The organism is Occultella glacieicola (genome assembly GCF_004353825.1).
GTDB lineage: Bacteria > Actinomycetota > Actinomycetes > Actinomycetales > Beutenbergiaceae > Occultella > Occultella glacieicola.
On the sequence record NZ_SMNA01000014.1, the window covers coordinates 37,433 to 63,699 of the forward strand.

The window sequence follows — 26,267 nt, forward strand, 5'->3', positions numbered from 1 at the left end:
GTGACGACCACCCCCACCGCACCACGACGCCCGCCCACCCGAGGCCTGCTCGACCCGCGCCTGCTGATCGGCGTCGGCGTCGTCGGCGCGCTCCTGGTGGTCTCGCTGCTGACCGGCGAGTACGACGTCGTCGGGGCCTCCGACGGTGGCGAGATGTTCGCCATCACCCGGGTCCCGCGGACCATCGCCCTGGTCCTCGCCGGTGCGGCGATGTCGATGTGCGGCCTCGTGATGCAGCTGCTCACGCAGAACCGGTTCGTCGAGCCGACCACCACCGGCACCACCGAGTGGGCCGGCCTCGGCCTCCTCGGCGTGATGGTGGTGTTCCCCGGCGCCGGCATCGCGGCCCGGATGGGCGGCGCGGTGCTCGCGGCGTTCATCGGCACGATGGTGTTCTTCGCGTTCCTGCGCCGCGTCTCGCTGAAGTCGTCGCTGATCGTGCCGATCGTGGGGATCATGTTCGGCGCCGTCGTCGGGTCCGTGTCCACGTTCGTCGCCCTGCAGACCGACATGCTCCAGAACCTCGGGATCTGGTTCGCCGGGAGCTTCACCTCGGTCCTGCGCGGGCAGTACGAGGCGCTCTGGATCGTGGCCGCCATCGTGGTCGTGGTCTTCATCGTCGCGGACCGGTTCACCGTGGCCGGCCTCGGCGAGGAGATCGCCACGAACGTCGGCCTGAACTACGACCGGGTCATCCTGCTCGGCACCGGCCTGATCGCGATCGCGACCGGCGTGGTCACGGTGGTGGTGGGCAACCTGCCGTTCCTCGGCCTGATCGTGCCGAACGTCGTCTCGATGTTCCGTGGCGACGACCTGCGCAGCAACCTGCCCTGGGTATGTCTGCTCGGCATCGCGATCGTGACCCTGTGCGACCTGATCGGGAGGACGATCATCGCGCCCTTCGAGGTGCCGGTCTCCCTGATCCTCGGGGTCGTCGGCGCCGTCGTGTTCATCGCCCTGTTGTTGCGGCAGCGTCGTCATGGCTGAGGCGACGATCACGCGGCCGGACCGGCGCACTCCGCCGGCCTCCGGCCGGACCACCAGCGCGTTCGGCACCCCGCGGGCCCACCGCCGCTACCGGATCACGCTCGCCGTCCTGATCGTGCTCGCGGTCGGGTTCGGGTTCGGGCTGCTCGCCTGGGACAACCCGATGCCGGTCGGCTCCGACGGGTTCTGGCGGATCGCCAGGATGCGCGCGACCAGCGTCCTCGTGATGGCGATCGTCGCGATCTGCCAGGCCACGGCGACCGTCAGCTTCCAGACGGCAACGAACAACAGGATCATCACGCCGTCGATCATGGGGTTCGAGTCGCTGTACGTGGCGATCCAGACGGCCGCGATCTACTTCCTCGGCGTGAGTGGGCTGGTCGCCCTGACCGGGCTCCCCCAGTTCGTGATGCAGGTCGCGGTGATGGTCGGACTGTCCCTGCTGCTGTACGGCTGGCTCCTGTCCGGACGGTACGCGAACCTGCAGGTCATGCTGCTGGTCGGGATCATCATCGGCGGAGGGCTCGGCTCGGTCTCGACCTTTATGCAGCGCCTGCTGACCCCGAGCGACTTCGACATCCTCACTGCTCGGCTGTTCGGCTCGGTCTCGAACGCCGACCCCGACTACTTCCCCGTGGCGATCCCGCTCTGCGTCGCCGCCGCGGTCGCGCTCTGGCTGCGTGCGCGGCGCCTGAACGTGCTCACCCTCGGCCGCGACGCCACGAACAACCTCGGGCTGGACCACCGGTCCGAGATCATGAAGGTGCTGTTCGGAGTCTCACTCCTGATGGCCACGTCCACGGCCCTGGTGGGTCCGATGACGTTCCTCGGCTTCCTGGTCGCGACCCTGGCCTACCAGATCTCGGGCTCCGCCGACCACCGTCACATCTTCCCGGTCGCGATCCTCACCTGCTTCGTGGTGCTGTCCGGGGCCTACTTCATCATGCGGAACGTCTTCTACGCCCAGGGCGTCGTCTCGATCATCATCGAGCTCGTCGGCGGGTCGGTGTTCCTCGTCGTGCTGCTCCGGAAGGGCCGCCTGTGATCACCCTGAGAGACGTCCGCAAGAGCTACGAAGACGAGGTGACGATCGGTCCGGTCGACCTGCAGATCCCGACCGGCGGGATCACCGCGCTCGTGGGACCCAACGGCGCGGGCAAGTCGACCCTGCTGACCATGATCGGGCGGCTCCTCGGGATGGACGACGGCGCGATCGAGATCGCGGGGTACGACGTCGCATCCACGGCGTCCAAGGACCTCGCCAGGATCGTGTCGATCCTGCGGCAGGAGAACCACTTCATCACCCGACTCACGGTGCGGCAGCTGGTCGGCTTCGGACGGTTCCCGTACTCGAAGGGCCGGCTCACCCAGCACTGCGAGGACACGATCAGCAAGGCGATCGACTTCCTCGAGCTCACGGAGCTGGAGCACCGATACCTGGACCAGCTCTCCGGCGGACAGCGTCAGCGTGCCTACGTGGCGATGGTGCTGTGCCAGGAGACCGACCACGTGCTCCTCGACGAACCGCTGAACAACCTCGACATGAAGCACTCCGTGCAGATGATGCGGCACCTGAAGCGAGCCGCGACCGAACTGGACCGGACGATCATCGTGGTGCTGCACGACATCAACTTCGCCGGCCGGTACGCCGACCACATCTGTGCGGTCAAGGACGGCCGGGTGGTCGAGTTCGGCACGCCGGCCACGATCATGACAGACGAGGTGCTGACCCGCGTGTTCGACACCGAGGTGCAGGTCATCGACGGGCCGAACGGGGCGCTGGCGGTCTACTACTGACTCAGGTCGTCGGAACGCTACCGTTGCGGGTATGGCGACCCTGTTCACGCGCATCATCGACGGCGAGATCCCCGGCCGGTTCGTCTGGTCCGATGAGGTCTGCGTCGCGTTCCTGACCATCGAGCCGCTGCAGCTCGGGCACGTCATGGTCGTGCCCCGCGCGGAGGTCGACCAGTGGGTCGACCTGCCCGCGGGCGTGGCCGCGCATGTGTTCGCGGTCGCCCAGGCCATCGGCACCGCCCAGCGGAGCGCGTTCGACGCCGCGCGGATCGGCATGCTGATCCAGGGGTACGAGATCCCGCACACCCACGTGCACGTGTGGCCGAGCCGGTCCCCCGCCGACTTCGACCTGGGCAGCGCCATGCGCGACGTTCCCGACGCGCACGCCGATCACGCCGCGGCCACGCTGCGGGCGCAGCTGCGCGCGGACGGGCACGCGGCGTTCGTACCGGGGGACTGAGCCCGAGCGGGGCTGGAGTCGCGCCGAGTCTGATCCGGGGCCGCCGTCACGAGGCGAAGGTGGCGCTGGAGCGAGCCGGAGATTGCCGCCGTTCGCCGGTCGTGACCGTCCCGACTGCGCCGCGGGCGCGCGAAATCTCGGGCCATCCACACCCTTCGCACGAATGTCGTACGTCTGTTCTAGTGTTGCTGCATGGGGACAAGCACTGCCGACGAGCGGCTCACGGACGCCGAGGCTGCCGCACTCACGGCTGCCGATCGTGCCGCTGCCGCGGCGGAGTACGCCTCCTGGCTGGGGGCCGACGGTGAGCTGACCGTCCCGGCCGAGTGGCTGGCGGAGGTGCCCGAGGAGTTTCTCACCGAGATCTTCGAGACACCCCTTCGCGAACCCGGTGAGTCCGATCCCGAGGTGGCCACCCGCCACGTCGAAGCCGGCGATCTCGCCGGTGTGGCCCCCGGGCGTGAACTCGTGGACCTCCTGCTGGAGGCGGACCGCTGGCGCGCGGACGCCTACACCACACTGGAGGAGCTCGCCGCGTGGGATCGGGTCAATTCCTGGGCCGCGGGCCGTGTTCGGGAACTCGCCTCGCTCGTCGGTCAGGATGCACGGCTGGAACTGGGGCCGGTGGCGCCTCGTGCGGCAGGCACAAGGAACACGAACTTCGCGGGCGAGGAGGTCGCGATGCGGCTGGGGTGCTCGAAGCAGCGGGGCCGCAACCTGATCCGCAGCGGGGACGCGCTGCGGAACGAGTGCATCCCCACGGCAGACGCCCTCGCAGCCGGTGAGATCGACGCCGCGAAGGCCGAGATCATCGTGGCCGGAGTCGAACACCTCTCACCGGACCAGGCGCTCGAGGTCCAGGACATCGTGCTCCCCCGGGCGGCGCACCAGCCGCACCACCAGGTCCGTCAGGACGTCGCGCGGGCGGTCGCCGAGGTGGACCAGGCGAACTTCACGCAGCGGCCGCAGGCGGCCGCGAAGAAGCGCCGCGTCGACCGTCCGCGGCCGCTCGGCGACGGCATGAGCTCCCTGTACGCCGTGTTGCCGACGCTCGACGCCGCCGCGATGGACGCCGCTCTCGACGGTGCCGCGCGCGCCGCCCGGGCGGCCGGGGACCCGAACACCATCGAGGCGTTGCGGGCCGACTTCCTGGGTCTGTTCGGGCACACCGCGCTCGCCACCGGGGCCGTCGAGGTGCGCCTGCCCCTCGACACGGACGGCCCCATCGTCGGCGCCACGGTGACGACCTCGGCACCCGTGCCGGGCCCCACTCCCGGGACCCAGGAAGCCGGCGGCACGCGCTCCGGCGGCACCGCGACCGACGCGACCACGGGCACGAGCCCCTCGGAGCCCGCAGCGCCGGTGGCACGGCCGGATCGGGCCGCCGTCGGGACGGCACCCGTGGGCGGCCCCTGCAGGTTGCCGCCGGCCGTCCTCGGCCTCGTGGCGCCGTTCGACGCATCCGCTCTGATGGCGGACGGCATCGTGCCCACGGCGGCCGCGACCGCCCGCTACCGCGCGATCGCCGAGCGCACCGGCATGGACCGGGAGGTGGTCGTCAACGCCATGAGTCCCGCCGGGATCGCGTGGTACCGGGACCGGATCCGCGCGGAGGAGTACCGTCGGGCGCACGATCCTGCGCACGGCCCCGTGGTCCCGGTCGCGGGCGCACTCCCCGGGATGCCCATGCCGCCCGCTCCTGCGCCGTCACCAGCTCCGACGGCGGACTCCACCGCGACGAGCCACTCCCCCGGTGTCCGGGCCGGAACCGACCCCGGCGGCGCAGCCCTGCCGACCGGCGCCCAACCGGCCACACCCGCCCCCGGCGAAGCCCTGCCCAGCGAGACTTCACCAGCCATACCCACCCCCGGCGCAGCCCTACCCACCGGCGCCCAACTGACCACACCCACCCCCGGCGCGGCCCTGCCCAGCGGGACCTCACCGTCCACACCCACCACCGGCGCAGCGCTGCCCGCACAGCCTCCGACGTCGAGACATCAGCGGGTGGATCCGCTGATGGTCGAGATTCGCGGCCCGTCCCGGTCCGCGTCCCGGCCCGAGTCTGCGTTCGGCGGGCCGATCCCCGGCGTCGATGGCGACCACCGGACGACCAGCGGGTCGGCCGTGTCACCGGAGCATGGCCCGCGCAGATGCCGCCGTCGGCGCCCGCGGGGCCCTCCCCAGCGGCGGCGCAGGCGCCGCCGCTGACGGGCACGGTGTTGCACCGGTACCCGCTCAGTTCCACCGCCGGGCGTCGGGCCCGGGTGGACGTCACGGTGCCGATCACGACCCTCCTCGGTGGTGATGCCCCGGCCTACGTCACCTCGCTCGGTCCGATCCCGGCCCACGACGCCCGGGCCCACGCCGCGCATTCGAGCATCCGCCGGTTGCTCACCGATCCGGCGTCCGGCACCGTCCTGGACGTCGGCACCAGCACCTACCGGCCCCCGGCCCCGCTTGCCGAGCACGTCCGCCACCGCAACCCGGTCTGCGTCGCCCCGGGGTGCACGCAGCCGGCCATCGACTCCGAGCTGGACCACACCGTCCCGTACCCGGCCGGACCGACGGCCGCGCACAACCTGGGCCCGCTCTGCAAGCGCCACCACCTGCTGAAGACGCACGCCGGCTACCGCCTGGTCCAGCCGACGCCGGGCGTCTTCGAGTGGACCACGCCGACCGGGCAGCGCTACCGCAAACTCGCGGACGGCGACACGTTCCATCTCGAGCGCGAGCCGGAGCCGACGCTCGCCGACCGGGATGAGCCGCCACCGTTCTGACCGGCCGCGATCGCGCCCCGGCGCCGCGATCGGCGCGGCTCCCGCCACACTATGCTCGGCTCATGCCGACCATCCTCGTCCTCACCGAAGAAGCGCTCCGTGAGAGCGACGTGAAGAAGATCCTCCACCTCCACGACGATCCCGAGGCCAGGTTCGAGGTGCTCGTCCCGGCGGACACCGAGCGCAACGTCATCACCGACATCATCGACCACCTGAGCCTGTTCGAGATGCATAAGGCCTGGGACAGCCTCACCCACCGCACTGACGCCCAGACCGCCCGCAGCGAGGCCGACACCGCCCTGAACACCTCGCTGGACCGCTTCTCGGCCGTCGGCGCGGAGGCCTCCGGATCGGTCATCGCGGACGACCCGCTCCCCGCCCTCACCCAGGCGGTCAACAACCTGCGCGCCGACGAGCTGATCGTGGTCACCCGGCCGCACGCCGTCGAGGACACGTTCCACCAGGACTGGGCCTCGCGCGCCCGGGAGGAACTCGGCGTGCCGGTGCTGCACTTCTACTCGGGCACCGACTTCGTCGGCTGACGCAGAGCCCGATCAGGCCCGGTCCGAGGGCAGATCGGGGCCGGGTCAGGACCGGTCAGAAGCCGCTGTCCGTGGGCCTCGGGTAATAGGTTCGCAGCGCCCGAAGCTGGTTCACCTGCGCCAGGATCCGGTACAGCCATCGCTTCGGGCTCCGGTCCCCGCGGTACTTCAACGGGTGCACGGCCCGCCGACGCCGCAGGACACCACGCGCACGCCCGAGCAGTTCCCGGTCCCGCACGTACCGGCCCAGCACGAAGGTGGGGATGTAGGCGTAGATGCCCTGCGCCGTCGCCCGCTGCGGCTCCACCCGTCGCCCACGCACCAGATCCTCGACCAGGACCTGCGCGGTGCTGACCCCACCGACGTTCGCGTAGTAGTGCGAGCGCCCCAGCCGGGGGTTGATGTCCAGCAGCCGGGCCCGGCCGTCCCGAGGGTCGATCTTGAAGTCGACGCTCGCGAACCCACGGAACCCGACCTCGGCGAGCACGGCGCGAACGGACTCCACCAGGTCCGCGTCGTACTCGACCATGATGATCGCCGAGTTCCCGATGAACGTCGGCTGATGCATCGCCAACAACACCCGGCCGGACGCGGCCATCGTCAGGTCACCATGGGAGTCGACGTAGCAGTTGACGACCCGGTTCCAGGTGTCGTCACCCGGCACGAGTTCCTGCAGCAGCATCGTCCCGCCATACTCCGCGGCGGCGATCCGCTCCAGCTCGCGCACCAGGGTGTCGGCGTCGTCGAGGGCGTAGACCTTCCGCCGGCCGGCGAACGTCAGCTCCTCGAACTCGGCCCCGGCGAACGGCTTCATCACGACCGGGAACGTCAGCTCCCCCGCCGCGGCACGCCAGGCCTGCTCGTCCCTCGGCAGCGCCGCCACCGCCACGGTGGCCGGCGCGAGGATCCCGAGCCGCTCCAGCACGGCATACATCGAGGTCTTGTCCGCGAGGGCGGTCACGATCGACTCTGCGGCGAACGGGATCACGTAGTTCGCCTCGAGGCGCTCCCGGTACCGCAGCACGAACGCGAGCTGGTGATCGGAGTTGACCACCAGGATCCGGTCGGTGTCGGGATGCGCCGCGGCCACGGTGTCGAGCGCGGCGAGGATCCGCTCGTCATCGGCGTCGTCCCCGACGAACACGTTCTCCAGGATCGCCGAGTCGTTGATCGGGCCGCGCGGCAGCTCGCTGATCACCACCGAGCGCACCCCGTACGCCTCGTGGAACGAACGCGCCATCGCGTAGATGCCGAGGTCGGTGCCGAGCAGCACCGGGCACAGGGTCCGGTCGGTCATGGGCGCAGCATCCTCCGTGCGGTCCGGGCGTGGCGGGGGCGGTTCGGCGCCGCGGGACCGGCGGCGCAACCGGTGCGGGTGTCTCCCCGCGGCGCGCCGCAGGCACGGCCCGACGGCGAAACCTGGGCGAGTCTACCGGCCCGCCTTCGGCGCGCCTCTCGAAGGTTGGCCCGGCGCCGCCTAGCCTGAACTGGTGAACGTGCAGCAGACGCCCGTCGCGCCACCGGACTTCGAGGCGGCTCTGTTGAGCCTGCGTGGGCATCGGATGCGCCCGGAGTTCCACCTCGAGGAGGTGCCGGCGCCGACCCGGATCGCGCCCTACGCTCTCGCGCTCACCGGCGAGGTCAACCCCACCCGGGACCCGGACGACATGCTCGGCAACGGGCGGTTCGTGGTGCTCTACGACCCCGAGGGTCAGGAGGCCTGGAACGGGGAGTTCCGAGTGATCATCATGGCCCGCGCCGAGCTCGAGCCGGAGTTCTCCGGTGACCCGCTGCTCGGCGAGGTCGGCTGGTCCTGGCTCACCGACGCCCTCGAGGCCTCCGGCGCCGACTACCACTCCCTCTCCGGCACCGTCACCCGCGTCCTCTCGGAGACCTTCGGTGGTCTGCATCTGCGTTCCGGCGAGGTCGAGATCGAGATCAGGGCGTCCTGGACGCCGGGGAGCACCGACCTGGCCCCGCACCTGCGCGCCTGGGCACTGTTGACCTGCCAGACGGCGGGCCTGCCGCCGATCCCTGACAACGTGAGCCCACTGAACAGGAAGCGATGACCGACGTCGAACCCGACGCCCCGGCGGAACTGATCCCCCTGCTCGAACCGGCGGAGGGGGTCCCCGAGGTCACCGCGACCGCGGCCGGCCTGGACGAGGTGGTGGCTCGGATGGCTGCCGGCAGCGGCCCCGTCGCCGTCGACGCGGAACGAGCCTCCGGCTACCGGTACGGCCAGCACGCCTACCTCGTCCAGCTGCGTCGCGCCGGCGCCGGCACCGCGCTCATCGACCCGCGGGAGCTTCCCGACCTCAGCGAGCTGAGCGCCGCGCTCGACGGCGTCGAGTGGGTGCTGCACGCCGCGAACCAGGATCTGCCGTGCCTCGCGGAACTGAGGTTCACGCCGTCGCGGCTGTTCGACACCGAGCTCGCCGGGCGTCTCCTCGGACGCGACCGGGTCGGGCTCGGGCCCATGGTGGCGGCGGAGCTCGGGTTCGCCCTCGCAAAGGAGCACTCGGCCGCCGACTGGTCCGAGCGTCCGCTGCCGCAGAGCTGGCTGCGGTACGCGGCCCTGGACGTCGAGGTGCTCGTCGAACTGCGGGACGCGCTCGCCGCCGACCTCACCCGGACCGGGAAGGTCGAGTGGGCGGAACAGGAGTTCGAGGCGGTCCGCACCGCGCCACCACCACCCCCGCGCACCGACCCCTGGCGCCGCACGTCCGGCACCCACCTGGTCCGGGACGCCCGCGGCCTGGCGATCGTCCGGGAGCTCTGGCACGCCCGCGAGATCGCGGCCGAACGGGCTGACATCTCACCCGGTCGGATCCTGCCCGACGCCGCGATCGTCGCGGCCGCTCAGGCCAAGCCACGCGACCGCGCCGCCCTCGCCGAACTGCGCCCGTTCAAGAGCCGGGGGGCGGCCCGCCGCCTGTCCATCTGGGCGGACGCCGTCGCACGGGCGCTCGCGCTGGAGCCCGGGGAACTCCCGGCCAAGCGCACCCCGCTCGGCGACACCCTGCCCCCGCCCCGGGCCTGGCGCGATCGCAACCCCGAGGGCGCCGTCCGCCTCGAGAACGTGCGCCAGGACGTGCGCGCTCTCGCCGAGGAGCTCCAGCTGCCTCAGGAGAACCTGCTCACCCCGGAGTTCCAGCGCCGGATCTCGTGGGCACCACCCCGTCGGGTCACGGTGGAGACGGTCGCCGACGCGCTCACCGACCTCGGTGCCCGACGCTGGCAGGTCGACCTCGTCGCCGAGCCGATCGCCCGCGCCCTGGTCGCGCCGCCGCGCCCCCGCGAGCCCACGGCGACCTCGCAGCCCTCGGAGCCGGCCGGCCCCGGCACCTGACCGGCTCTCACCACGACCGCGCGCCCGGGAACCACCGCGGGCGCGATTCCCGCGACCCCGGGCCACCCGGCCCGCCGTGCCGCACGCCACCAGCGGCGTATAGAGTGGCCTCGGAGTTACCTAGTACTCGCAGTCCCAGATCAAGTCCCGCAGATGTGACCCGGAGGTCGCCACCATGCCCCTGCTCGGTCGAGACGTCGTCCTCGTGGACGCGGTCCGCTCCCCGTTCGGACGCGCCAAGCCCGACGGCCTGTACGCCCACACCCGCGCGGACGACATCGCCGTCGCCGTGGTCCGGGACCTGCTCCGGCGCAACCCGGGCGTCCCCGTCGAGGCCATCGGGGACGTCGCCATCGCTGCGACCACGCAGTCGGGCGACCAGGGCCTGACCCTCGGTCGCACGGTCGCGCTGCTCGCCGGACTGCCCACCACCGTCCCGGGATTCGCGATCGACCGCATGTGCGCGGGCGCGATGACCGCCGTCACCACGCTCGCGTCCGGCATCGCGGTCGGTGCCGTCGACGCCGCCCTGGCCGGTGGGGTCGAGCACATGGGCCGGCACCCGCTCGGCCGGGACGCCGAACCGAACCCCCGGTTCGTCGCGGAGCGGATCGTCTCCGCGGACGCCCTGGTGATGGGCGCCACCGCGGAGAACCTGCACGACCGGTTCCCGGCCCTGACGAAGGACCGCGCGGACACATTCGGAGCCGCGTCCCAGGCCAAGTACGCGGCCGCGCTGGCGGCCGGTGACATCACGCCGGACCTGGTCCCGGTCGGGGTCCCCGACCCCGACCGCGGCTGGGGCCTGGCCACCGCGGACGAGCCACCCCGGCCCGGCACCACCGTGGCAGGCATGGCCGGCCTGCCGACCCCGTTCCGGCCGGGGGGCCGGGTCACCGCGGCGACGTCGTCGCCGTTGACCGACGGGGCGACGGCGGCCCTGCTGGTCGCCGGTGACGTCGCCTCCGCGTGGGGTCTGGCCCCGAAGCTTCGCCTGGTCTCCTACGCGTACGCGGGCGTACAGCCCGAGGTGATGGGCCTCGGCCCGGTGCCCGCGACCGAGCGCGCGCTCGAGCTCGCCGGCCTGTCCGTCGCCGACATCGGACTGTTCGAACTGAACGAGGCGTTCGCCGTGCAGGTGCTCTCCTTCCTGGACGCGTTCGGCATCGCCGACGACGACCCGCGGGTGAACCCGTACGGCGGCGCGATCGCCGTCGGGCACCCGCTCGCCGCCTCCGGCGTGCGCCTCATGTCCCAGCTCGCCCGCCAGTTCGCCGCCCGTCCTGAGGTGCGCTACGGCCTCACCGCGATGTGCGTCGGGCTGGGCCAGGGTGGCGCCGTCATCTGGGAGAACCCGCACCACCCCGACTACTCCGCCGCCAGCGAGGAGAGCAACCGATGAGCGAGCGCATCACCCGCGCCCTGGTCCGCGACGTCCAGCTCGAGGACCTGGGCACACTGGCCCTGGTCACCCTCGACAACGGACTCGACTTCACCAAGCCCAACACGCTCGGCGCCGGCGGCATGGCCGCACTGCGGGAGGCGTTCGAGGCCGTGTCGGCACGCGCCGACGCCGGGGAGATCGTCGCGGCCGCCGTCACCGGCAAGCCGTTCCACTTCGCCGCCGGTGCGGACCTGCACGCCGCGGCCGGGATCACCACGACCGAGCAGGCCCGCGAGATCGCCGAGGCCGGCCACGACACGTACCGGATCCTCAGCGACATGGCCGTGCCGACGTTCGCCTACGTCGGCGGGGTCGCCCTCGGGGGCGGCATGGAGCTGGCGCTCTCGGCCACCTACCGCACGGTCGCGGCCTCGGTGCGCAACCTCGGCCTGCCCGAGGTCTTCCTCGGGCTGATCCCCGGGTGGGGTGGCACCTTCCTGATGCCGCACCTGATCGGCATCGAGAAGGCTCTCGGTGTCGTGGTCGAGAACCCGTTGCGCAACAACCGCCAGCTCAAGGCCGGCGAGGCCGTGGCGCTCGGCGTCATGGACGTCGCCCTCGAACCGGCCGACTTCCTCGCCGAGTCGCTGCGCTGGAGTGCCCGGGTACTGCGCGGCGAGGTCACCCCGGACCGGCCGGAGCCGCTCGACGAGGCCGGCCGCGCCCGCTGGCTCGCCGGAGTCGACGCCGCCCGGGCGAAGGTCGACGGCCGTCTGCACGGCGCCGCACCGGCCCCGTACGTCGCCCTGGATCTGCTCGCACTGGCGGCGGACGGTGACAGGGACGCGTCCTTCGCGGCCGAGAACGACGCGCTCGCCGACCTGATCGTGTCGCCGGAGTTCAAGGCCGGCGTGTACGCCTTCGACCTCACCTCCAGCCGGGCGAAGCGGCCGGTCGGGGCCCCGTCCGCGAACCTGGCCCGGCCGGTGCGCTCGGTCGGCGTGGTCGGGGCCGGCCTGATGGCCTCCCAGCTGGCGCTGCTGTTCGCGCGGCGGATGCGCGTTCCGGTGATCATGCGGGACCTGGACGCGGAGCGGGCCGAGAAGGGCCTGGGCTTCGTCCGCGCGGAGGTGGCCAAGCTCGCCGAGCAGGGACGCATCGGCGCCGACGAGGCGAACCGGATCACCTCCCTGGTCAGCGCTAGCACGGACCTCGCCGATCTTGCCGTCTCTGATCTGGTCATCGAGGCGGTGTTCGAGGAGCTGGACGTCAAGAAGAAGGTGTTCGCCGAGCTCGAGACCGTGATCGGCTCCGGCACCATCCTCGCCACCAACACCTCGGCACTGTCGATCACGGCGATGGCTGCGGACCTGCAGCACCCGGAGCGGGTCGTCGGCCTGCACTTCTTCAACCCGGTCGCGCAGATGCCCCTCGTCGAGGTCATCCGCGCGGAGCGGACCGACGACGCCACCTACGCCACCGCGTTCGCCGTCGCCAAGGCGTCCGGCAAGTCCGCGATCGCCGTGGCCGACGCGCCCGGCTTCGTCGTCAACCGACTCCTCGTGCGCCTGCTCGGCGAGGTTCTCGGCGCCCTCGAGGACGGCACCGACGTCCCCACCGCGGACGCCGCACTGCGGCCGCTCGGCCTGCCCATGGGCCCGTTCCAGCTCCTGCAGCTGGTGGGCCCCGCCGTCGCCATGCATGTCCTGGACACCCTGCGTGAGCACCTCGGTGACCGGTACCCGACGTCGCCCGGGCTGGCCCGGATGGTCACCGACGGCACGCCCTTCGTCACCTACGAAGGTCGTCCCACAGCCGCCTCACCCGTCGACCCGGGCATCGAGCGCTACTTCGGTTCCCGGGCCGGCCGGGCCTACACGGCGCCGGAGCTGCTCGACCGGGTCGGTGGCGCGCTCGCCGAGGAGGTCACCCTGATGCTCGACGAACAGGTGGTCTCGGAGGCGGCCGACATCGACCTCGGCATGATCCTCGGCGCCGGCTGGCCGTTCCACCTGGGTGGGATCACGCCGTACCTGCGCCGGACCGGTCACCTGGACCGCGACGCCGCGAGCTGAGCCCGCTCGAACAGGGACGGCTGCGGCGGGGCGTGGGTCGGGTCGACGCCGTCGAAGAGGCTGCTGACCGACTCCCCCTCGTGGATGCGTCGGATCGCCTCGGCGAACAGCTGGGACACCGACCGCACCACGAGGGAGTGCCAGTCGCCCGGTGCGGGCACCGTGTCCGTGGTCACCACCTCGGTGATCATCGGGTGCTCGCTCAACCGGGCGACGGCGCTACCCGTGAACAGTCCGTGGGTGCACGCGACGGACGCCTCGTGGCAGCCCTCCTCGTCGAGTTTGGCCATCAGCTGCACGATCGAGCCACCGGTGGCGATCTCGTCGTCGAGCACGATGGCCCGCTTCCCGGCGACGTCGCCCACGATCGCGTCGATGACCACCCGGTCGTCGGCGAGCCGCTGCTTGCTCCCGGCCGCGACCGGGAGGCCGAGCAGCCGTGCGAACTGGGTCGCGGTCTTCGCGTTCCCCAGGTCCGGTGACACCACGATCGCGTCGGACAGGTCGCGCCCACGGTAGTGGTCGGCGAGCACCCCGAGCGCGGTCAGGTGGTCCACCGGGACCGAGAAGAAGCCGTGCACCTGTGGCGAGTGCAGCGTCATCGTGAGGATCCGGTCCGCACCGGCCGCGACCAGCATGTCCGCGACCAGACGCCCGCCCAGGGAGATCCGGGAGGCGTCCTTCTTGTCCGACCTGGCGTAGGCGAAATGCGGGATCACGGCCGTGATCTGCGCGGCCGAGGCGCCCTTGGCTGCGTCGATCATGAGGAGCAGCTCCATCAGGTGCTCCTGGGTGGGCGGCACGAGCGGCTGCACGATGTACACGTCGCGCTGGCGGCAGTTCGCTCCGAGCTGTGCCTGCAGACAGTCGTTGCTGAACCGGGTGGTCTCCGATGGTGACACCTCGATCCCGAGCTCGTCGCAGATCAGCCGCGCCAGCGCGGGGTGTGCGCTGCCGGTGAACACCACGATGTCGCGCATGCGCCTGCCTCTCTCCGGGGTCTGGTGGCGATGCTAGGGGATCCGATCGACGTCGCGCGACGGCCCCTGCTGCGGACCACGTCCCCGTGGTCGCCGCTCAGGCGATGCGCGTGCCCGACGGCGACAGTGCGGCCGGTCGGTAGTCCTCGCCTCGTCGCTCGGCCTCGATGGCGAGCGCGCGGTGCTCGTCCAGGTCGACGAGGAAGGCGTCCGCGTGTTCGGCGAGCAGCCGGATCCGGGCCTCGTCCCGGCCGACCCAGCGGAAATCGCGCCGGTAGGTGTGCCGGTTCTCGACGACGAACAGCACCTGCTCACAGCCGGTCACGTGCAACTGCCACTGGAGCTGGTCCCGGTACACCCCCGCCGCCTCGTCGAGATCGGCGACCGCGGTCTTGATCTCGCAGATCGAGTGCGCCCCGACCCCGTCCGGGGTGGCCAGATGGCGCGGGTTCTCGCCCGCACACAGGTGAGAGTTCGGATGGATCCCGAACCGTTGGTGCACCCACGCCGCGATCACCGGCTCCCGCACGATCCCGTGTTCGAACTGGGGCAGCCGGGGGCCCTCCCAACCGCTGAGCTTGGCCTCGAGGAGCCGCTTGCGCTGCTTGCTCACCTGCCCGCGGGAGGTGACCAGGCGCCGCGCGTCCGTGGCCGTGACGCCCCACAGCCGGGCCCGGAGCCAGGCGACGCGTTGCCGGGAGGTGACCGGATCGCCGCCAGGGCCCTGCACATAGCGATACCGGTTCTGCTCCACCCGCACGAGATTACGTGACACCTGCGCCACGCCGGACCTCGGCACGCGGGCAGCGCGCAGATCCACGTCAGCGGACCCGCTCGTTCCCCACTCCGGCCGGCTTCCGGGTGGCCAGCCCGGCGACTGCCGGGGCGTCCACCCGGAAGCCGGACGGCGCCTCCACGGTGACGCCCGCCTGTGCGTCGACCGCGACGGCCAGGTGCTGTCCGCCCACCCGCAACCCGGACACCGAGAGGGCGTCGGTGCTGGCCGGGCTGACCCGGATCCACCCGTTCGGGACGTCGACCGAGAGACCGAGCCGGGCGGTGACGATGGCCATCGCAGCGGCCGCGGACCAGGCCTGCGGCCGGCAGGACGCCGGGTACGGCACCGGCCTGCTCACCTCGGACGGGCCGTCGCCGGAGAACAGTTCGGGCAGCCGGAAGCCGAAGTCCGGCGCGGCCCGCACCAACCCGTCGCCCAGGCGTGCGGCGACCTCCCCGTATCCGGCCCGGGCGAGCCCGCGGATCGCGATCGCGGTGTCATGCGGCCAGACCGCACCGCCGTGGTAGCTCAGGGGCCAGTACCCGCCGGAGCCGGCGGCCAGGGTACGCAGGCCGTACCCGGAGTCGAGCGCGGGCCCGGCGACCCGGGCGGCCACCGCGCGCTCCTCGCCCGGGTCCAGCAGTCCGGTGCCGAGCAGGTGCGCCATGTTCGAGGCCACCGAGTCGACCGGGCGCTTGCCGGCGTCGAGGGCGATCGCGGGGTACGGGCCGTCGGCGTCCGCCACCCAGTACGCGGAGCGGAACCGGGTGGCCAGACGTCCCGCCCAGTCCCGCCACCGGTGTGCCCCGGGCCGGCCGAACGCGCAGAGCAGGTCCGCCCCGGCCAGTGCCGCCTCGTGGGCGTAACCCTGGACCTCCACGAGCGCGATCGCCGGCGTCGCGAGGGCGCCGTCGCGCCAGCGGACCGAGTCCCCGGAGTCCTTCCATCCCTGGTTCGCCAGGCCCCCACCGCTGCTGTCGTACTCGAGGAAGCCGTCGCCGTCGGCATCCCCGTACGTGACCATCCAGTCCAGGGCGCGCTCGGCCGCCGGGAGCAGCGCCGCCACCTCGGCCTCCGGCAAGCCCCAACGCCAGGCGTCGGCGAGCAGGCACACCCACAGCGGGGTCGCGTCGATGCTGCCGTAGTACAGCGGCGGCAGCATCCCGGCGGTCCCCGATCCGATCGGGGCGCGCCGCAGCTCGTGCAGGATCTTGCCGGGCTCCTCACCGGTGGTGCGGTCGACGACGCTGCCCTGCGCGGCGGCCAGCGTGCGCAGTGTCCCGCCGGCGAGCTCCGTCCCCAGCGGCAGCATCATCCGCGCCGCCCAGATCGAATCCCGGCCGAACAGGGTGAAGAACCACGGCGCTCCGGCGGCGACGAAGGCTTCGTCCGGGGTCCGCACGGTGGACATCAGGAGCCCGCCCAGATCGTCCAGGCTCCGCTCCAGCAGCACCGGCAGGCGTCGGTCCCAGGCCTGCACGCTCGGCGTCGACCAGGGTCGGCCGCCTCGACGTGCGCCCGGCGCGGCTCGGACCGCACCGGTCGGGTCCACGCAGTCGATCTGCCAGGTGAGTTCGGCGGGCCGGTCCGGCTCGGCGCGCACCGTCCAGACAAGCGTCGGGGCGGTGGGCTCGTCGAGGTCGATCCGGGCTCCGGGAGCCCGCACCTGCACCTCGACCCCGCCCGCGGCCGCCTCGGACCCCACCCAGCGCAGGCCGTCCGCCATCCGGGTGGGCACCACCGGAGTGGCCGCCTCACCGGCCTTCACGCGGTCCATGGGAAGCAGGTCCGCACCGAGCCGGATCCGGACCGTCGCCTCGACGGCCCCCACCGAGGTCGCGCTGGAGAGGGTCAGGCGTTCGCGCATCCGCCCGGGGGTCACCGTGCGCTCGACGTCGATCCGGGTGGTCGGGTCCGCGCCTGGGCCGTCGAGGTCGCGGGCGAGCGCGACCAGGCGCACGCACCCCGACCCCGCGTTCGCGCCGGCGATGCCCTCGGGCACGACGCCGTCGACGGTCAGAAGTGCCTCACTGAGCACCCGCACGTCCGCGTGGAACACCCCGTTGAGGTCCGCCCGCCCCGCCCGGATCTGCCCGTCCGCACCCGACCAGGCCTGGGTCGGCGCAGCGAGTGCGACCAGCTGATCGTGCAGCAGCGGTTGCCGAACCATTCCCACGCCTTCCACGCTTGACAGCCCCGGTGGTTCCAGACCACTCTAGGACAACTGTTTGAACGATCCAATCCGACGACGATGCCGATGGCCGATGATTGATCCATCAATGGGTCACGAACTGGCGAGGAGGCGGAAGATGAGCGCGCGGCAACGCGTCACCCTGGAGTCGGTTGCCGCGCACGCCAAGGTGTCCCGCCAGACCGTCTCGAACGCCATCAACGCGCCCGACGTGGTCAAACCCGAGACCCTGACCCGCGTGCTCGAATCGATCGCGGAACTCGGCTACCAACCGTCCCGGGCGGCCCGGCAGTTGCGGACCCGGCGTTCCCAGATCCTCGGCTACTCCCTCAGGCCGGTCCCGGCAGATGCGCACGGCACGATCGGCGACCGGTTCGTGCACGGCCTCGCCAGGGCCGCGCAACAGCGCGGGTACCGGATCATGCTGTTCGCGTCCGGGAACGACGAGGAGGAGATCCTCCAGTACGACGAACTGCTGTCCGGTGCCGACCTGGACGGCTTCGTCCTGACGAACACCCATCACGGCGACCCGCGTATCGCCTGGCTCGCGGAGCGGGACGTGCCGTTCGTGACCTTCGGTCGCCCGTGGGGCAACGCGGACGCCACCCATCCCTGGGTGGACGTCGACGGGGCAGCCGGCACGGCGGCCGCGACCCGCCACCTGCACGAGCTCGGGCACACCCGGATCGCCTACCTCGGTTGGCCGCACGGCTCCGGGGTCGGTGACGACCGCCGGACCGGATGGTCGGACGTGATGGCCGAACTCGGCCTGCCCGCCGATGGGCGCTGGCAGGAGACCACCGAGAACGCCACCGAGCCTGCCCGCGATGCGGCTGCGACGCTCCTGCGTCGGGTCAGCCCGGGCGCGGTGGTGTGCGTCAGCGACTCGGTCGCCCTCGGGGTCATCCGCGCCGCCGAGGCGCAGGGTCGCCGGCTGGCCGTGACCGGTTTCGACGACTCGGCGGTGGCGCTGCTGGCGGGGATGACCACCCTGGCGCAACCGGTCACCGAGTCCGCCCAGCGCGCGCTCGCGCTGGTGCTCCGCGATATCGGCGTCGACACCGTGGGGCCCGCCTCCCGGCACGAGATCCTCGCTCCGCAGCTCGTCGTCCGGGACACCAGCATCCCGCCGGACCCACTGCCCCGAACCGTGGGATCCTGACCGGGTCCGATCACCGAGCCAGGAGGATCCGATGCCGCAACCCCCGCTCCTACGCTTGCCGGTCGGTGGACGGCGTCGTCGGACGGCACGGGTGGGTGGCGTCGCCGTCGTGCTCGTCCTCGCCGCCGCGGCGTGCTCGGGCGGCACCGGCTTCACCGACGAGACCCCGACCGGGGCGGACGACGGCGTGGACGACGGCACCGTCACCGTGCTGATCGGCTCCAGCGGTGCCGCCGAGACCGAGGCCGTCGAGGCGGCGGTGTCGGCCTGGTCCTCCGAGTCCGGCATCCGGGCCGAGGTCATCGTCGCGGCCGACCTGAACCAGCAGCTGAGCCAGGGGTTCGCGGCCGCCGAGCCGCCGGATGTGTTCTACCTGGGCACCGACCAGTTCGCCGCGCACGCGGACAACGGGTCACTGCACCCGTATCTGGACGCCCTGCCCCAGGCCGCCGACTTCTACCCGAGCCTGCTCCGCTCGTTCACCTACGCGGGCACCACCTACTGTGCCCCGAAGGACTTCTCCACCCTCGCCCTGATCATCAACACCGACTACTGGGCGGCCGCCGGCCTCACCGATGCGGACCTCCCGACCACCTGGGCGCAACTGCGTGAGGTGGCGACGGCCCTGACCACGGACACCCACGTCGGCCTCAGTTTCGCCCCGGAGTGGCAGCGCATCGGTGCGTTCCTGGCCGAGGCCGGAGGGTCGCTCACGTCACCGGACAACGACCGGGCCACCGTGGACTCGCCCGAGAACCTCGAGGCCCTGGAGTACGTGCAGGACCTGATCGGCTCCGGGGTGGCGGCCTTCCCGTCGACGCTGAACACCGGTTGGGGCGGCGAGGCCCTCGGCAGCGGTAGCGCGGCCATGGTCGTCGAGGGCAACTGGATCGTCGGAGCCATGGCCGCCGACTTCCCCGATGTCCGGTACCGCGTCGTCGAGTTGCCCGAAGGGCCGGGCGGCCGGGGGACGCTGCAGTTCACCAACTGCTGGGGCGTCGCCGCCGGCACGGACACCGAGGCCGCCGTCGAGCTCGTCGCCGACCTCACCTCGCCGCAGGCGCAACTCGCCTTCGCGGACGCGTATGGCGTGATGCCGTCGGTGGCCACCGCCGCCCAGCAGTGGTCCGGCGACCACCCGGACCAGGCGGCGTTCCTGGCCGGGGCCGACTACGCGCACGGGTTCCCGTCCGCACCGGGGGCCGCGGCGGTCCTCGCCGACTTCAACGCACAACTCGAGGGCCTCCCGGACGCCGACCCCGCGGACATCCTCGCGTCGGTCCACGTGGACCTGCAGGCCGTCCTCGGAGGCTGACGGGGAGGTGAGGAAGCGGGCTGGCAGGCGGTCGGCGACGCGGCAGGGCGTGGCCGGGTGGGCGTTCGTCGCTCCGATGGTCGTGATCCTGGGTCTGTTCCTCGTGGTGCCGATCGCGATGGCGTTCTGGGTCAGCGTCTCCGACTGGCGGGGCGTCGGGAACCCGATGACCGGCGCGGCCCGGTTCGTGGGAGCCGCCAACTACTCCGACGTCCTCCTCGGTGACGGCCTCGCGACGAAGGACCTCGGCCGCGCCATGCGCAACAACCTCTACTACGTCCTCGCCGTCGTCCCGCTGCAGACCATCCTCGCGCTGACGCTCGCGGTGCTCGTGCACCGCCGGGTGGTCGCGGGTCGCGGGTTCTTCCGGAGCGCGTTCTACTTCCCGTCGGTGACGTCCTCGGTGGCGATCACCGTGGTGTTCCTGTTCCTGTTCTCCGCGACCGGCGCGGTGAACCGGCTGCTCGCGGTGCTGGGTGTCGAGGGCCCGAACTGGTTCGCCGACCCCCGCGGGGTGGTGCACCTGGCCCTCGGGGCGTTCGGGATCCGGGCGCCGTACGAGAGCGGCCCGGTGCTGCTCGGGCTCTCCTGGTGGAACTGGATCTCGGGCCCGAGCGTGGCGATGTGCGTGTTGATCGTGCTCGCGGTGTTCACCACGTCCGGGACGTTCATGCTGCTCTTCCTGGCCGCCCTGCAGCACCTGCCCGGCGAGGTGGAGGAGGCCGCGGTCGTCGACGGCGCCACCCCCTGGCAGCGGCTGCACCGGATCACGGTCCCGATGCTGCGCCCGACGCTGTTCACGGTGATCACGCTGGGCCTGATCGGTACCTGGCAGTTGTTCGATCAGGTCTACACCGGCACCCAGGGCACACCCGGCAAGACCACGCTGACGCCGGCCTACCTGTCCTACCAGACCTCCTTCCAGCAGCAGGAGTGGGGCCAGGGTGCCGCGATCGCGTTCCTGCTCTTCGCGATCATCGTGGTGAGCACCCTGGTCGGCCGGTGGCTGCTGCGCGAACGGGACACAACGGCCCCACACCGGCTCCGGCCGGCGCGCCGTCCCGGAACGGGGTCCGGGTCATGACCGCCACCCACGCGCTGCGGCGGGACCGCGGCCCCGCGTGGCTGCGCCGCTCGCGGTTCGGTTCCGCGGTGGCGCTGGCCGTCCTGATCCTGCTCGCCCTCGCCTACCTGTACCCGTTCGCGATCAGCCTCGCGACGTCGTTCAAGACCGATGCCGGGGCCGCCGCGGACCCGCTCTCGCTGATCCCGGCGACGCCGTCCACGTCCGCGTACACCGAGCTCCTGCGCAACTCCGACTTTCCGCTCTGGGTCCGCAACTCGGTGATCGTCACCCTCACGGTGACCACCGGCCGGGTGCTGTTCGCCTCCCTGGCCGGCTACGCGCTCGCCCGGCTGCGGTTCCCTGGCCGCGGCGTCGTGTTCGCGGCCCTGGTGGCGGTCATGGCCGTGCCCGGGGTGGTGCTGCTGATCCCCCGGTTCCTGGTCATCAACACGTTCGGCATCTACAACAGCTTCGCCGGCCTGATCCTGCCGCTCCTGGTGGATGCGGCCGGCGTCTTCATCATGCGGAACTACTTCACCTCCGTGCCGCCCGGCGTTGAGGAGGCCGCCCGCATCGACGGCGCGGGCCCCCTGAGGATCTTCTGGTCCGTGGCACTGCCGATGGCCGGCCCGGCCCTGATCACGATCATCGTGCTGAGCTTCCAGGGCTCCTGGAACGAGCTGTCCCATTTCATCGTGGCCTCGGACCGCCCCGAGCTGCAGACGCTGACGAAGGGCGTCGCCCAGCTCACCGCAGGGGCCCTCAGCCAGGGCACCCAGTACCCGCTGAAGCTGGCGGCCGCGGTGATCATGTCGATCCCGGTGGCCCTGCTCTTCCTCGTGTTCCAGCGCCGCATCACGTCGACCCACGACGGTGCCATCAGGGGCTAGCCCCAGCGGGAGGCCAGCTCCTCACGCACCTTGCGCCGCTCCACCTTGCCGAGCATCGAGCGCGGCACCTCGTCCACGGCCACGATCCGCTTGGGCACCTTGTACGGCGTGAGGTGCTCCCGGCAGAAGGCGCGCAGCGCCTGCTCGTCCAACTGAGCCCCCTCCACGAGCACCACCGCCGCGACCACCTGCTCCCCGCCGTCGGCCCGCTCGTGACCGACCACCGCCGCCTCGGCGACGTCGGCGTGGGCCACCAGCACCTCCTCCACCTCGGACGGGGACACGTTGAAGCCACCGGTGATGATGATCTCCTTGCGGCGGTCCACCACCGTGGTGAAGTGGTCGGCGTCCACGGTGACGATGTCACCGGTCCGCAACCACCCGCCGTCGAGCAGGGTCTGCGCCGTGGCCTCGGGATCGCCGAAGTACCCGGAGAACACCTGGGGACCGCGCAGCAGCAGTTCGCCGGGCTCACCCTGGGGCACGTCCACGTCGGGGTGGTCGGGGTCCACCACGCGCATGTCCGTGCTCGGGAACGGGACGCCGATGGTGCCGTTGCGCCGGCTCGGCGCGAACGGGTTGCCGAGCGCGACCGGGGAGCTCTCGGTGAGTCCGTACCCCTCGACGAGGAGGCCACCGGCCACGGACTCCCACAACTCGACCACGTGGCCCGGCAGCACCATGGCGCCGGAGATCGCGAACCGGATGGTGGACAGGTCGACGCCACGCGCCTTGCCCTCGGTCGCGACCTTCTCGTAGATCGGCGGCACGGCGCAGAGCACGGTGGGCGGGGACTTGCGCACCGCACCCAGGAGGAGGTCCACGTCGAACTTCGGGAACAGCACCAGCTTGGAGCCGGTGAGCACCGAGAACGTCAGGTAGAGGGTGAGGCCGAACGCGTGGAACATCGGCAGCACGCCGTAGATGGTCTCCGCTCCGGGCACCGCACCGTGCATCCACGCCTGCCCCTGCAACGCGTTCGAGCGCAGGTTGTAGTGGCTGAGCATGGCGCCCTTCGGGCGGCCCGTGGTGCCGCTCGTGTACTGCAGCACGGCCAGGTCGCGCACGTCCGGGAACGGATGGTCGACGGCGAGTGCCGTTCCCGCGAGCAGGTCGCCCCAGGTGCCGGTCGACCCGGTCGAGGGGCCGCTCAGCGCGGCCCGGCCGGCCCTGGCCGCCGGGACCGGCAGCGCGAGCGCGAGCCGCTTGAGGCGCGGCATCGCGGCGATCAGGCTCACCGCGAGCAGGTCCCGCACGCCGGTGTCCGCCGCGAACGACGCGATCCGAGGCACCACCGAGTCCCAGGCGATCACCACCCGGGCCCGATGATCGGCGAACTGATGCGCAAGCTCCTCCGCCGTATACAGCGGGTTGTGGCTGACCACCACCGCGCCCAGCCGCAGCGCGGCATAGAACGCGACCAGGTACTGAGGGCAGTTCGGGAGCACGAGCGCGACCCGGTCGCCGGGCTCCACGCCCAGGCGCCTCAGCCCCTCGGCGGCCCGCGCGACCTGGTCCCCGAGCTCGGCGTAGGTGGTCCGGGCCCCGAAGAACTCGATCGCCACCTTCGGGCCGAACTGCCGGACCGAGTCCTCGAGCATCGACGGCAGCGACTCGGTGGGCGCCTCGATCGTGGCCGGGACCCCCTCCTGGTAGTTCCGGACCCAGGGCGGGGTGGGCTCAGTCATGCCGCCGAGCCTAGTCCGCGCCGCAACCGACCGCCCGGTTAGGCTTGCCGTCATGCGCCTGCTGCCCGGTCACGCGATCACCCACGACCTCACCTACGGGGACGTGTTCCTCGCCCCGTCCTACTCCGATGTCGCCTCCCGGTTCGATGTGGACCTGGCCTCCGCGGACGGGACCGGCACCACGATCCCGGTGGTGGTGGCGAACATGACCGCCATCAGCGGCCGCCGGATGGCCGAGACCGTCGCGCGCCGGGGCGGTCTGGCGATCCTGCCGCAGGACGTGCCGCTGGCCGAGGTGAGCCGCACGATCGCCTCGGTGAAGGCCCGGCACACGGTCCTCGAGACCCCGGTGACGGTCGGCCGCACGGACACGGTGCACACGATCCTCACGCTGATCGACAAGCGCTCCCACGGCGCGGCGGTCGTGGTCGAGGGCGGCCGGCCGATCGGGGTCGTGACCCGCCGCGACTGCCAGGGTGTGGACCAGTTCACCCAGGCCCACGAGGTGATGACGCCGGACCCGACCGTGCTGGACCTGAGGGTCCTCCAGGGCCCGGACGCCCTGCGGGCCGCGTTCGACGCGCAGTACGCGGCCCGGCGCCGGTTCTCACCCGTGGTCGATGCCGAGGGGATGCTGGTCGGAGTCCTCACCCGCACCGGCGCGCTGCGATCCTCGATCTACACCCCCGCCGTCGACGCCGCCGGCAGGCTGCGGGTCGGCGCCGCCATCGGCGTGAACGGGGACGTCGCCGCGCACGCCACCGGCCTGCTCGAGGCGGGCGCGGACGTGCTCGTGGTGGACACCGCGCACGGCCACCAGGCGAAGATGCTCGAGGCGCTTCGCGCGGTGCGGGCGCTCGACCCGCAGGTGCCGGTGGTGGCCGGTAACGTCGTCACGCCCGACGGCGTCGGCGACCTCGTCGAGGCCGGCGCGGACATCATCAAGGTCGGGGTCGGCCCGGGCGCCATGTGCACCACCCGGATGATGACGGCCGTGGGCCGCCCGCAGTTCTCCGCGGTGCTCGAGTGTGCCGCACGCGCCAAGGAGCTCGGCGCCCACGTCTGGGCCGACGGCGGGGTCCGCTACCCCCGTGACGTCGCCCTCGCCCTGGCCGCCGGGGCGTCCCAGGTGATGATCGGATCCTGGTTCGCGGGCACCCATGAGTCCACCGGGGACCTGCACCTCGACGCGGACGGGCGCACCTACAAGGAGAGCTTCGGAATGGCCTCGGCCCGCGCCGTGGCCGCCCGCACCTCCACGACCTCCACCCCGTTCGAACGCGCCCGCAAGGCGCTCTACGAGGAGGGCATCTCGTCCTCGCGGATGTACCTCGACCCGGACCGCCCCGGTGTGGAGGACCTGCTCGACCACATCACCTCGGGGCTGCGCAGTTCCTGCACCTACGCCGGCGCGCGCTCGCTCGCGGAGTTCGCGGACAAGGCGCTGGTGGGTCTGCAGTCCACGGTCGGCTACGACGAGGGCCGCCCGCTCCCCGCGGGCTGGTGATCACGGGGCATCGGCCGGGTCCACCACCTGCCCCATGAACACCGGCAGCCCGGTCGGCAGGTGCACGATCCGGTAGGCGAACGGCCGGTCCGCGCGGAACACCGGCGCCCCCTCGACCACCTCCGCGGACTCGGTGGCGGCGATCCCGGTGACCGCCCCGGCCACCGTGCCCGCGGCGTCCACCGTGATCGTGGCCTGGTGGGCGGCGGCCGAGATCCACAGACCCGGTGCGATCCCGCTCAGGTCGGGTGCCGCGCCGAGGGTCTCGGTCAGGCCGGCCTCCCGCAGGCTCGGGCTCAGGTCGAGGCTGCTGGTGTGCGACCACGTGGGCAGCGTGAGCTCCACGCTCACGGGCGCCGCGGCATCCAGCCCGGCCGCGGCCTCGGGCCAGCCGGCCGGGTCCCAGCGCAGCCCGGGTGCCGGCAGCACCACGTCCATGGCGAAGGCCGCCGTGTACGGGATCCGCACCGCAGCGGTGCCGTTCTGCGTGGTCAGGTACGCCAGCTCGCGGGTGTCCTCGAGGAACGCTGCCGTGGTCGTGGTGCCGTCGGGCCGGTGGAACTGCCCCAGTGCGGTCGCGTCGCTGAACGGCTCCTGCCAGGCCGCCGCGAGCCGGACCGCGTTCAGCAGCGCCAGCCGGGTGGTCCGGTCGAAGGGCATCGGCGCCTCGTCGACCTCTCCCCCGGTGTGCTCGGCGACCCAGTCGTCGACGACCGCGCGCCCCGAGGCGGGTCCCCTGGCGGCGAAGTCCACCCGGAGCACGTCCGCGCCGTAGTGCGTCGCGAGGGCGTCCAGGAACGGCTGCTGCACCTCGAAGCCCTCCTGGACGAAGAGCTGGTCCGCGACGTGCAGCACCGGCTCGGGTGGCACCTGCCCGACCGTGACCTCGCCAGGGTCGCCCTCGTGGAGCTGGAGCTGGCCGAGCAGGGCATTCATGGCCTCCCCGCGGTACTCGGCCGGGAAACCCAGCGCCCGGTCCAGCTCGGCGGCGGTGGTGGTGGCGGCGCCCTCCCGGAGCATGGCGAACGCCACCATCACCGAGATCGGTGACACCACCAGGTTCTGGTCCGGGTCCGCGTTCAGGAGCCGGGCACCCAGGCCCGAGGTCGCGGCGACCACAGTGGCGGCGGCGGCCGGCACGTCGGTGACGGCGACCGCGGCCCGCGGCGACCGCGACTCCAGGACCTCCGATCCGGTGGTCTCCCCGGTGGGGCTGGTGCACCCGGCCAGCAGCAGGAGGGCGGCCCCCAGCCCTGCCACCGCGGCCCGCACCGACCGTGTTGCGCCCGTCGACGCCGACCCGTGTCCCATGCCGA

At 72.3% G+C, this 26,267-nt stretch carries 22 protein-coding genes; 16 read left to right on the forward strand and 6 right to left on the reverse strand.

Features of this window, described 5'->3' with window-relative positions:
- From EXU48_RS21530 to EXU48_RS21560, 7 genes are all read left to right on the forward strand, one after another.
- Complete coding sequence (locus EXU48_RS21530; RefSeq protein WP_133109759.1) at window positions 1–987, forward strand: ABC transporter permease; 987 nt, start codon at window positions 1–3, stop codon at window positions 985–987.
- The gene (locus EXU48_RS21535; RefSeq protein WP_133109760.1) at window positions 980–2,032 is read left to right on the forward strand and encodes an iron chelate uptake ABC transporter family permease subunit; all 1,053 of its coding nucleotides are present in this window, start codon (window positions 980–982) and stop codon (window positions 2,030–2,032) included. Before EXU48_RS21530 ends, EXU48_RS21535 begins: the two co-directional genes overlap by 8 nt.
- Entirely contained in the window at window positions 2,029–2,784 is a 756-nt protein-coding gene (locus EXU48_RS21540) for an iron ABC transporter ATP-binding protein (RefSeq protein WP_133109761.1), read from the forward strand. The genes EXU48_RS21535 and EXU48_RS21540 overlap by 4 nt, the downstream gene beginning before the upstream one ends.
- Window positions 2,785–2,815: 31 nt before the next feature.
- Entirely contained in the window at window positions 2,816–3,244 is a 429-nt protein-coding gene (locus EXU48_RS21545) for an HIT family protein (protein WP_133109762.1), read from the forward strand.
- Between the two features lie 192 nt (window positions 3,245–3,436).
- Window positions 3,437–5,452, forward strand: a complete 2,016-nt coding sequence (locus tag EXU48_RS21550; protein ID WP_133109763.1) for a DUF222 domain-containing protein — start codon at window positions 3,437–3,439, stop codon at window positions 5,450–5,452.
- 68 nt (window positions 5,453–5,520) lie between these two features.
- Window positions 5,521–6,021, forward strand: coding sequence for an HNH endonuclease signature motif containing protein (locus tag EXU48_RS21555; protein WP_133109764.1), 501 nt, complete (start codon window positions 5,521–5,523; stop codon window positions 6,019–6,021).
- A gap of 62 nt (window positions 6,022–6,083) precedes the next feature.
- Complete coding sequence (locus EXU48_RS21560) at window positions 6,084–6,563, forward strand: hypothetical protein (protein WP_133109765.1); 480 nt, start codon at window positions 6,084–6,086, stop codon at window positions 6,561–6,563.
- Between the two features lie 55 nt (window positions 6,564–6,618).
- Here the strand turns inward: EXU48_RS21560 and EXU48_RS21565 are convergent, their stop codons facing one another.
- Window positions 6,619–7,860, reverse strand: a complete 1,242-nt coding sequence (locus tag EXU48_RS21565; RefSeq protein ID WP_133109766.1) for a carboxylate--amine ligase — start codon at window positions 7,858–7,860, stop codon at window positions 6,619–6,621.
- A 193-nt stretch (window positions 7,861–8,053) separates the two neighbouring features.
- Between EXU48_RS21565 and EXU48_RS21570 the strand changes: the two genes are divergently transcribed.
- The 4 genes from EXU48_RS21570 (at window position 8,054) to EXU48_RS21585 (ending at window position 13,374) form a co-directional block, all read left to right on the forward strand.
- Window positions 8,054–8,632, forward strand: a complete 579-nt coding sequence (locus EXU48_RS21570; protein WP_235857188.1) for a DUF3000 domain-containing protein — start codon at window positions 8,054–8,056, stop codon at window positions 8,630–8,632.
- The gene (locus EXU48_RS21575) at window positions 8,629–9,915 is read left to right on the forward strand and encodes an HRDC domain-containing protein (RefSeq protein ID WP_133109767.1); all 1,287 of its coding nucleotides are present in this window, start codon (window positions 8,629–8,631) and stop codon (window positions 9,913–9,915) included. Before EXU48_RS21570 ends, EXU48_RS21575 begins: the two co-directional genes overlap by 4 nt.
- 175 nt (window positions 9,916–10,090) lie before the next feature.
- Window positions 10,091–11,317, forward strand: coding sequence for a thiolase family protein (locus EXU48_RS21580; RefSeq protein WP_133109768.1), 1,227 nt, complete (start codon window positions 10,091–10,093; stop codon window positions 11,315–11,317).
- Window positions 11,314–13,374: a 3-hydroxyacyl-CoA dehydrogenase NAD-binding domain-containing protein gene (locus EXU48_RS21585; RefSeq protein ID WP_133109769.1), complete on the forward strand. Its 2,061-nt coding sequence runs from the start codon at window positions 11,314–11,316 to the stop codon at window positions 13,372–13,374. The genes EXU48_RS21580 and EXU48_RS21585 overlap by 4 nt, the downstream gene beginning before the upstream one ends.
- Here EXU48_RS21585 and EXU48_RS21590 read toward each other — a convergent pair.
- The 3 genes from EXU48_RS21590 to EXU48_RS21600 form a co-directional block, all read right to left on the reverse strand.
- Window positions 13,347–14,354, reverse strand: a complete 1,008-nt coding sequence (locus EXU48_RS21590; protein ID WP_133109770.1) for a ribose-phosphate diphosphokinase — start codon at window positions 14,352–14,354, stop codon at window positions 13,347–13,349. The genes EXU48_RS21585 and EXU48_RS21590 overlap by 28 nt on opposite strands.
- Window positions 14,355–14,451: 97 nt before the next feature.
- Window positions 14,452–15,108: a YqaJ viral recombinase family protein gene (locus EXU48_RS21595; protein WP_133109771.1), complete on the reverse strand. Its 657-nt coding sequence runs from the start codon at window positions 15,106–15,108 to the stop codon at window positions 14,452–14,454.
- Between the two features lie 67 nt (window positions 15,109–15,175).
- Window positions 15,176–17,302, reverse strand: a complete 2,127-nt coding sequence (locus EXU48_RS21600) for a glycogen debranching N-terminal domain-containing protein (RefSeq protein WP_133109772.1) — start codon at window positions 17,300–17,302, stop codon at window positions 15,176–15,178.
- 139 nt (window positions 17,303–17,441) lie between these two features.
- Here EXU48_RS21600 and EXU48_RS21605 point away from each other — a divergent pair, with 139 nt between their 5' ends.
- The 4 genes from EXU48_RS21605 to EXU48_RS21620 all read left to right on the forward strand — a co-directional run bounded on the left by EXU48_RS21605 (window position 17,442) and on the right by EXU48_RS21620 (window position 21,756).
- Window positions 17,442–18,485, forward strand: coding sequence for a LacI family DNA-binding transcriptional regulator (locus EXU48_RS21605; RefSeq protein ID WP_133109773.1), 1,044 nt, complete (start codon window positions 17,442–17,444; stop codon window positions 18,483–18,485).
- Window positions 18,486–18,516: 31 nt separating this feature from the next.
- Entirely contained in the window at window positions 18,517–19,800 is a 1,284-nt protein-coding gene (locus tag EXU48_RS21610; RefSeq protein WP_133109774.1) for an extracellular solute-binding protein, read from the forward strand.
- Window positions 19,801–19,876: 76 nt separating this feature from the next.
- Entirely contained in the window at window positions 19,877–20,884 is a 1,008-nt protein-coding gene (locus tag EXU48_RS21615) for a carbohydrate ABC transporter permease (RefSeq protein ID WP_133109842.1), read from the forward strand.
- Entirely contained in the window at window positions 20,881–21,756 is an 876-nt protein-coding gene (locus EXU48_RS21620; protein WP_133109775.1) for a carbohydrate ABC transporter permease, read from the forward strand. Before EXU48_RS21615 ends, EXU48_RS21620 begins: the two co-directional genes overlap by 4 nt.
- On the opposite strand, the gene EXU48_RS21625 is transcribed toward EXU48_RS21620, so the two are convergent.
- Window positions 21,753–23,444, reverse strand: coding sequence for a long-chain-fatty-acid--CoA ligase (locus EXU48_RS21625; RefSeq protein WP_133109776.1), 1,692 nt, complete (start codon window positions 23,442–23,444; stop codon window positions 21,753–21,755). The genes EXU48_RS21620 and EXU48_RS21625 overlap by 4 nt on opposite strands.
- A gap of 52 nt (window positions 23,445–23,496) precedes the next feature.
- On the opposite strand from EXU48_RS21625, the gene EXU48_RS21630 reads away from it, so the two are divergent.
- Window positions 23,497–24,951 (forward strand): GuaB1 family IMP dehydrogenase-related protein, encoded by a 1,455-nt coding sequence (locus EXU48_RS21630; protein WP_133109777.1) that lies wholly within the window; start codon window positions 23,497–23,499, stop codon window positions 24,949–24,951.
- On the opposite strand, the gene EXU48_RS21635 is transcribed toward EXU48_RS21630, so the two are convergent.
- Window positions 24,952–26,262, reverse strand: a complete 1,311-nt coding sequence (locus EXU48_RS21635; protein ID WP_133109778.1) for a serpin family protein — start codon at window positions 26,260–26,262, stop codon at window positions 24,952–24,954.
- Window positions 26,263–26,267 lie beyond the last annotated feature (5 nt).

Bases quoted from the DNA above. Each gene is read 5' to 3' on its own strand.
- EXU48_RS21535 (WP_133109760.1), top strand. From the start codon at position 980: ATGGCTGAGGCGACGATCACGCGGCCGGACCGGCGCACTCCGCCGGCC.
- EXU48_RS21545 (WP_133109762.1), top strand. From the start codon at position 2,816: ATGGCGACCCTGTTCACGCGCATCATCGACGGCGAGATCCCCGGCCGG.
- EXU48_RS21550 (WP_133109763.1), top strand. From the start codon at position 3,437: ATGGGGACAAGCACTGCCGACGAGCGGCTCACGGACGCCGAGGCTGCC.
- EXU48_RS21560 (WP_133109765.1), top strand. From the start codon at position 6,084: ATGCCGACCATCCTCGTCCTCACCGAAGAAGCGCTCCGTGAGAGCGAC.
- EXU48_RS21565 (WP_133109766.1), bottom strand. From the start codon at position 7,860: ATGACCGACCGGACCCTGTGCCCGGTGCTGCTCGGCACCGACCTCGGC.
- EXU48_RS21575 (WP_133109767.1), top strand. From the start codon at position 8,629: ATGACCGACGTCGAACCCGACGCCCCGGCGGAACTGATCCCCCTGCTC.
- EXU48_RS21580 (WP_133109768.1), top strand. From the start codon at position 10,091: ATGCCCCTGCTCGGTCGAGACGTCGTCCTCGTGGACGCGGTCCGCTCC.
- EXU48_RS21585 (WP_133109769.1), top strand. From the start codon at position 11,314: ATGAGCGAGCGCATCACCCGCGCCCTGGTCCGCGACGTCCAGCTCGAG.
- EXU48_RS21590 (WP_133109770.1), bottom strand. From the start codon at position 14,354: ATGCGCGACATCGTGGTGTTCACCGGCAGCGCACACCCCGCGCTGGCG.
- EXU48_RS21600 (WP_133109772.1), bottom strand. From the start codon at position 17,302: ATGGTTCGGCAACCGCTGCTGCACGATCAGCTGGTCGCACTCGCTGCG.
- EXU48_RS21605 (WP_133109773.1), top strand. From the start codon at position 17,442: ATGAGCGCGCGGCAACGCGTCACCCTGGAGTCGGTTGCCGCGCACGCC.
- EXU48_RS21610 (WP_133109774.1), top strand. From the start codon at position 18,517: ATGCCGCAACCCCCGCTCCTACGCTTGCCGGTCGGTGGACGGCGTCGT.
- EXU48_RS21615 (WP_133109842.1), top strand. From the start codon at position 19,877: ATGGTCGTGATCCTGGGTCTGTTCCTCGTGGTGCCGATCGCGATGGCG.
- EXU48_RS21620 (WP_133109775.1), top strand. From the start codon at position 20,881: ATGACCGCCACCCACGCGCTGCGGCGGGACCGCGGCCCCGCGTGGCTG.
- EXU48_RS21625 (WP_133109776.1), bottom strand. From the start codon at position 23,444: ATGACTGAGCCCACCCCGCCCTGGGTCCGGAACTACCAGGAGGGGGTC.
- EXU48_RS21630 (WP_133109777.1), top strand. From the start codon at position 23,497: ATGCGCCTGCTGCCCGGTCACGCGATCACCCACGACCTCACCTACGGG.
- EXU48_RS21635 (WP_133109778.1), bottom strand. From the start codon at position 26,262: ATGGGACACGGGTCGGCGTCGACGGGCGCAACACGGTCGGTGCGGGCC.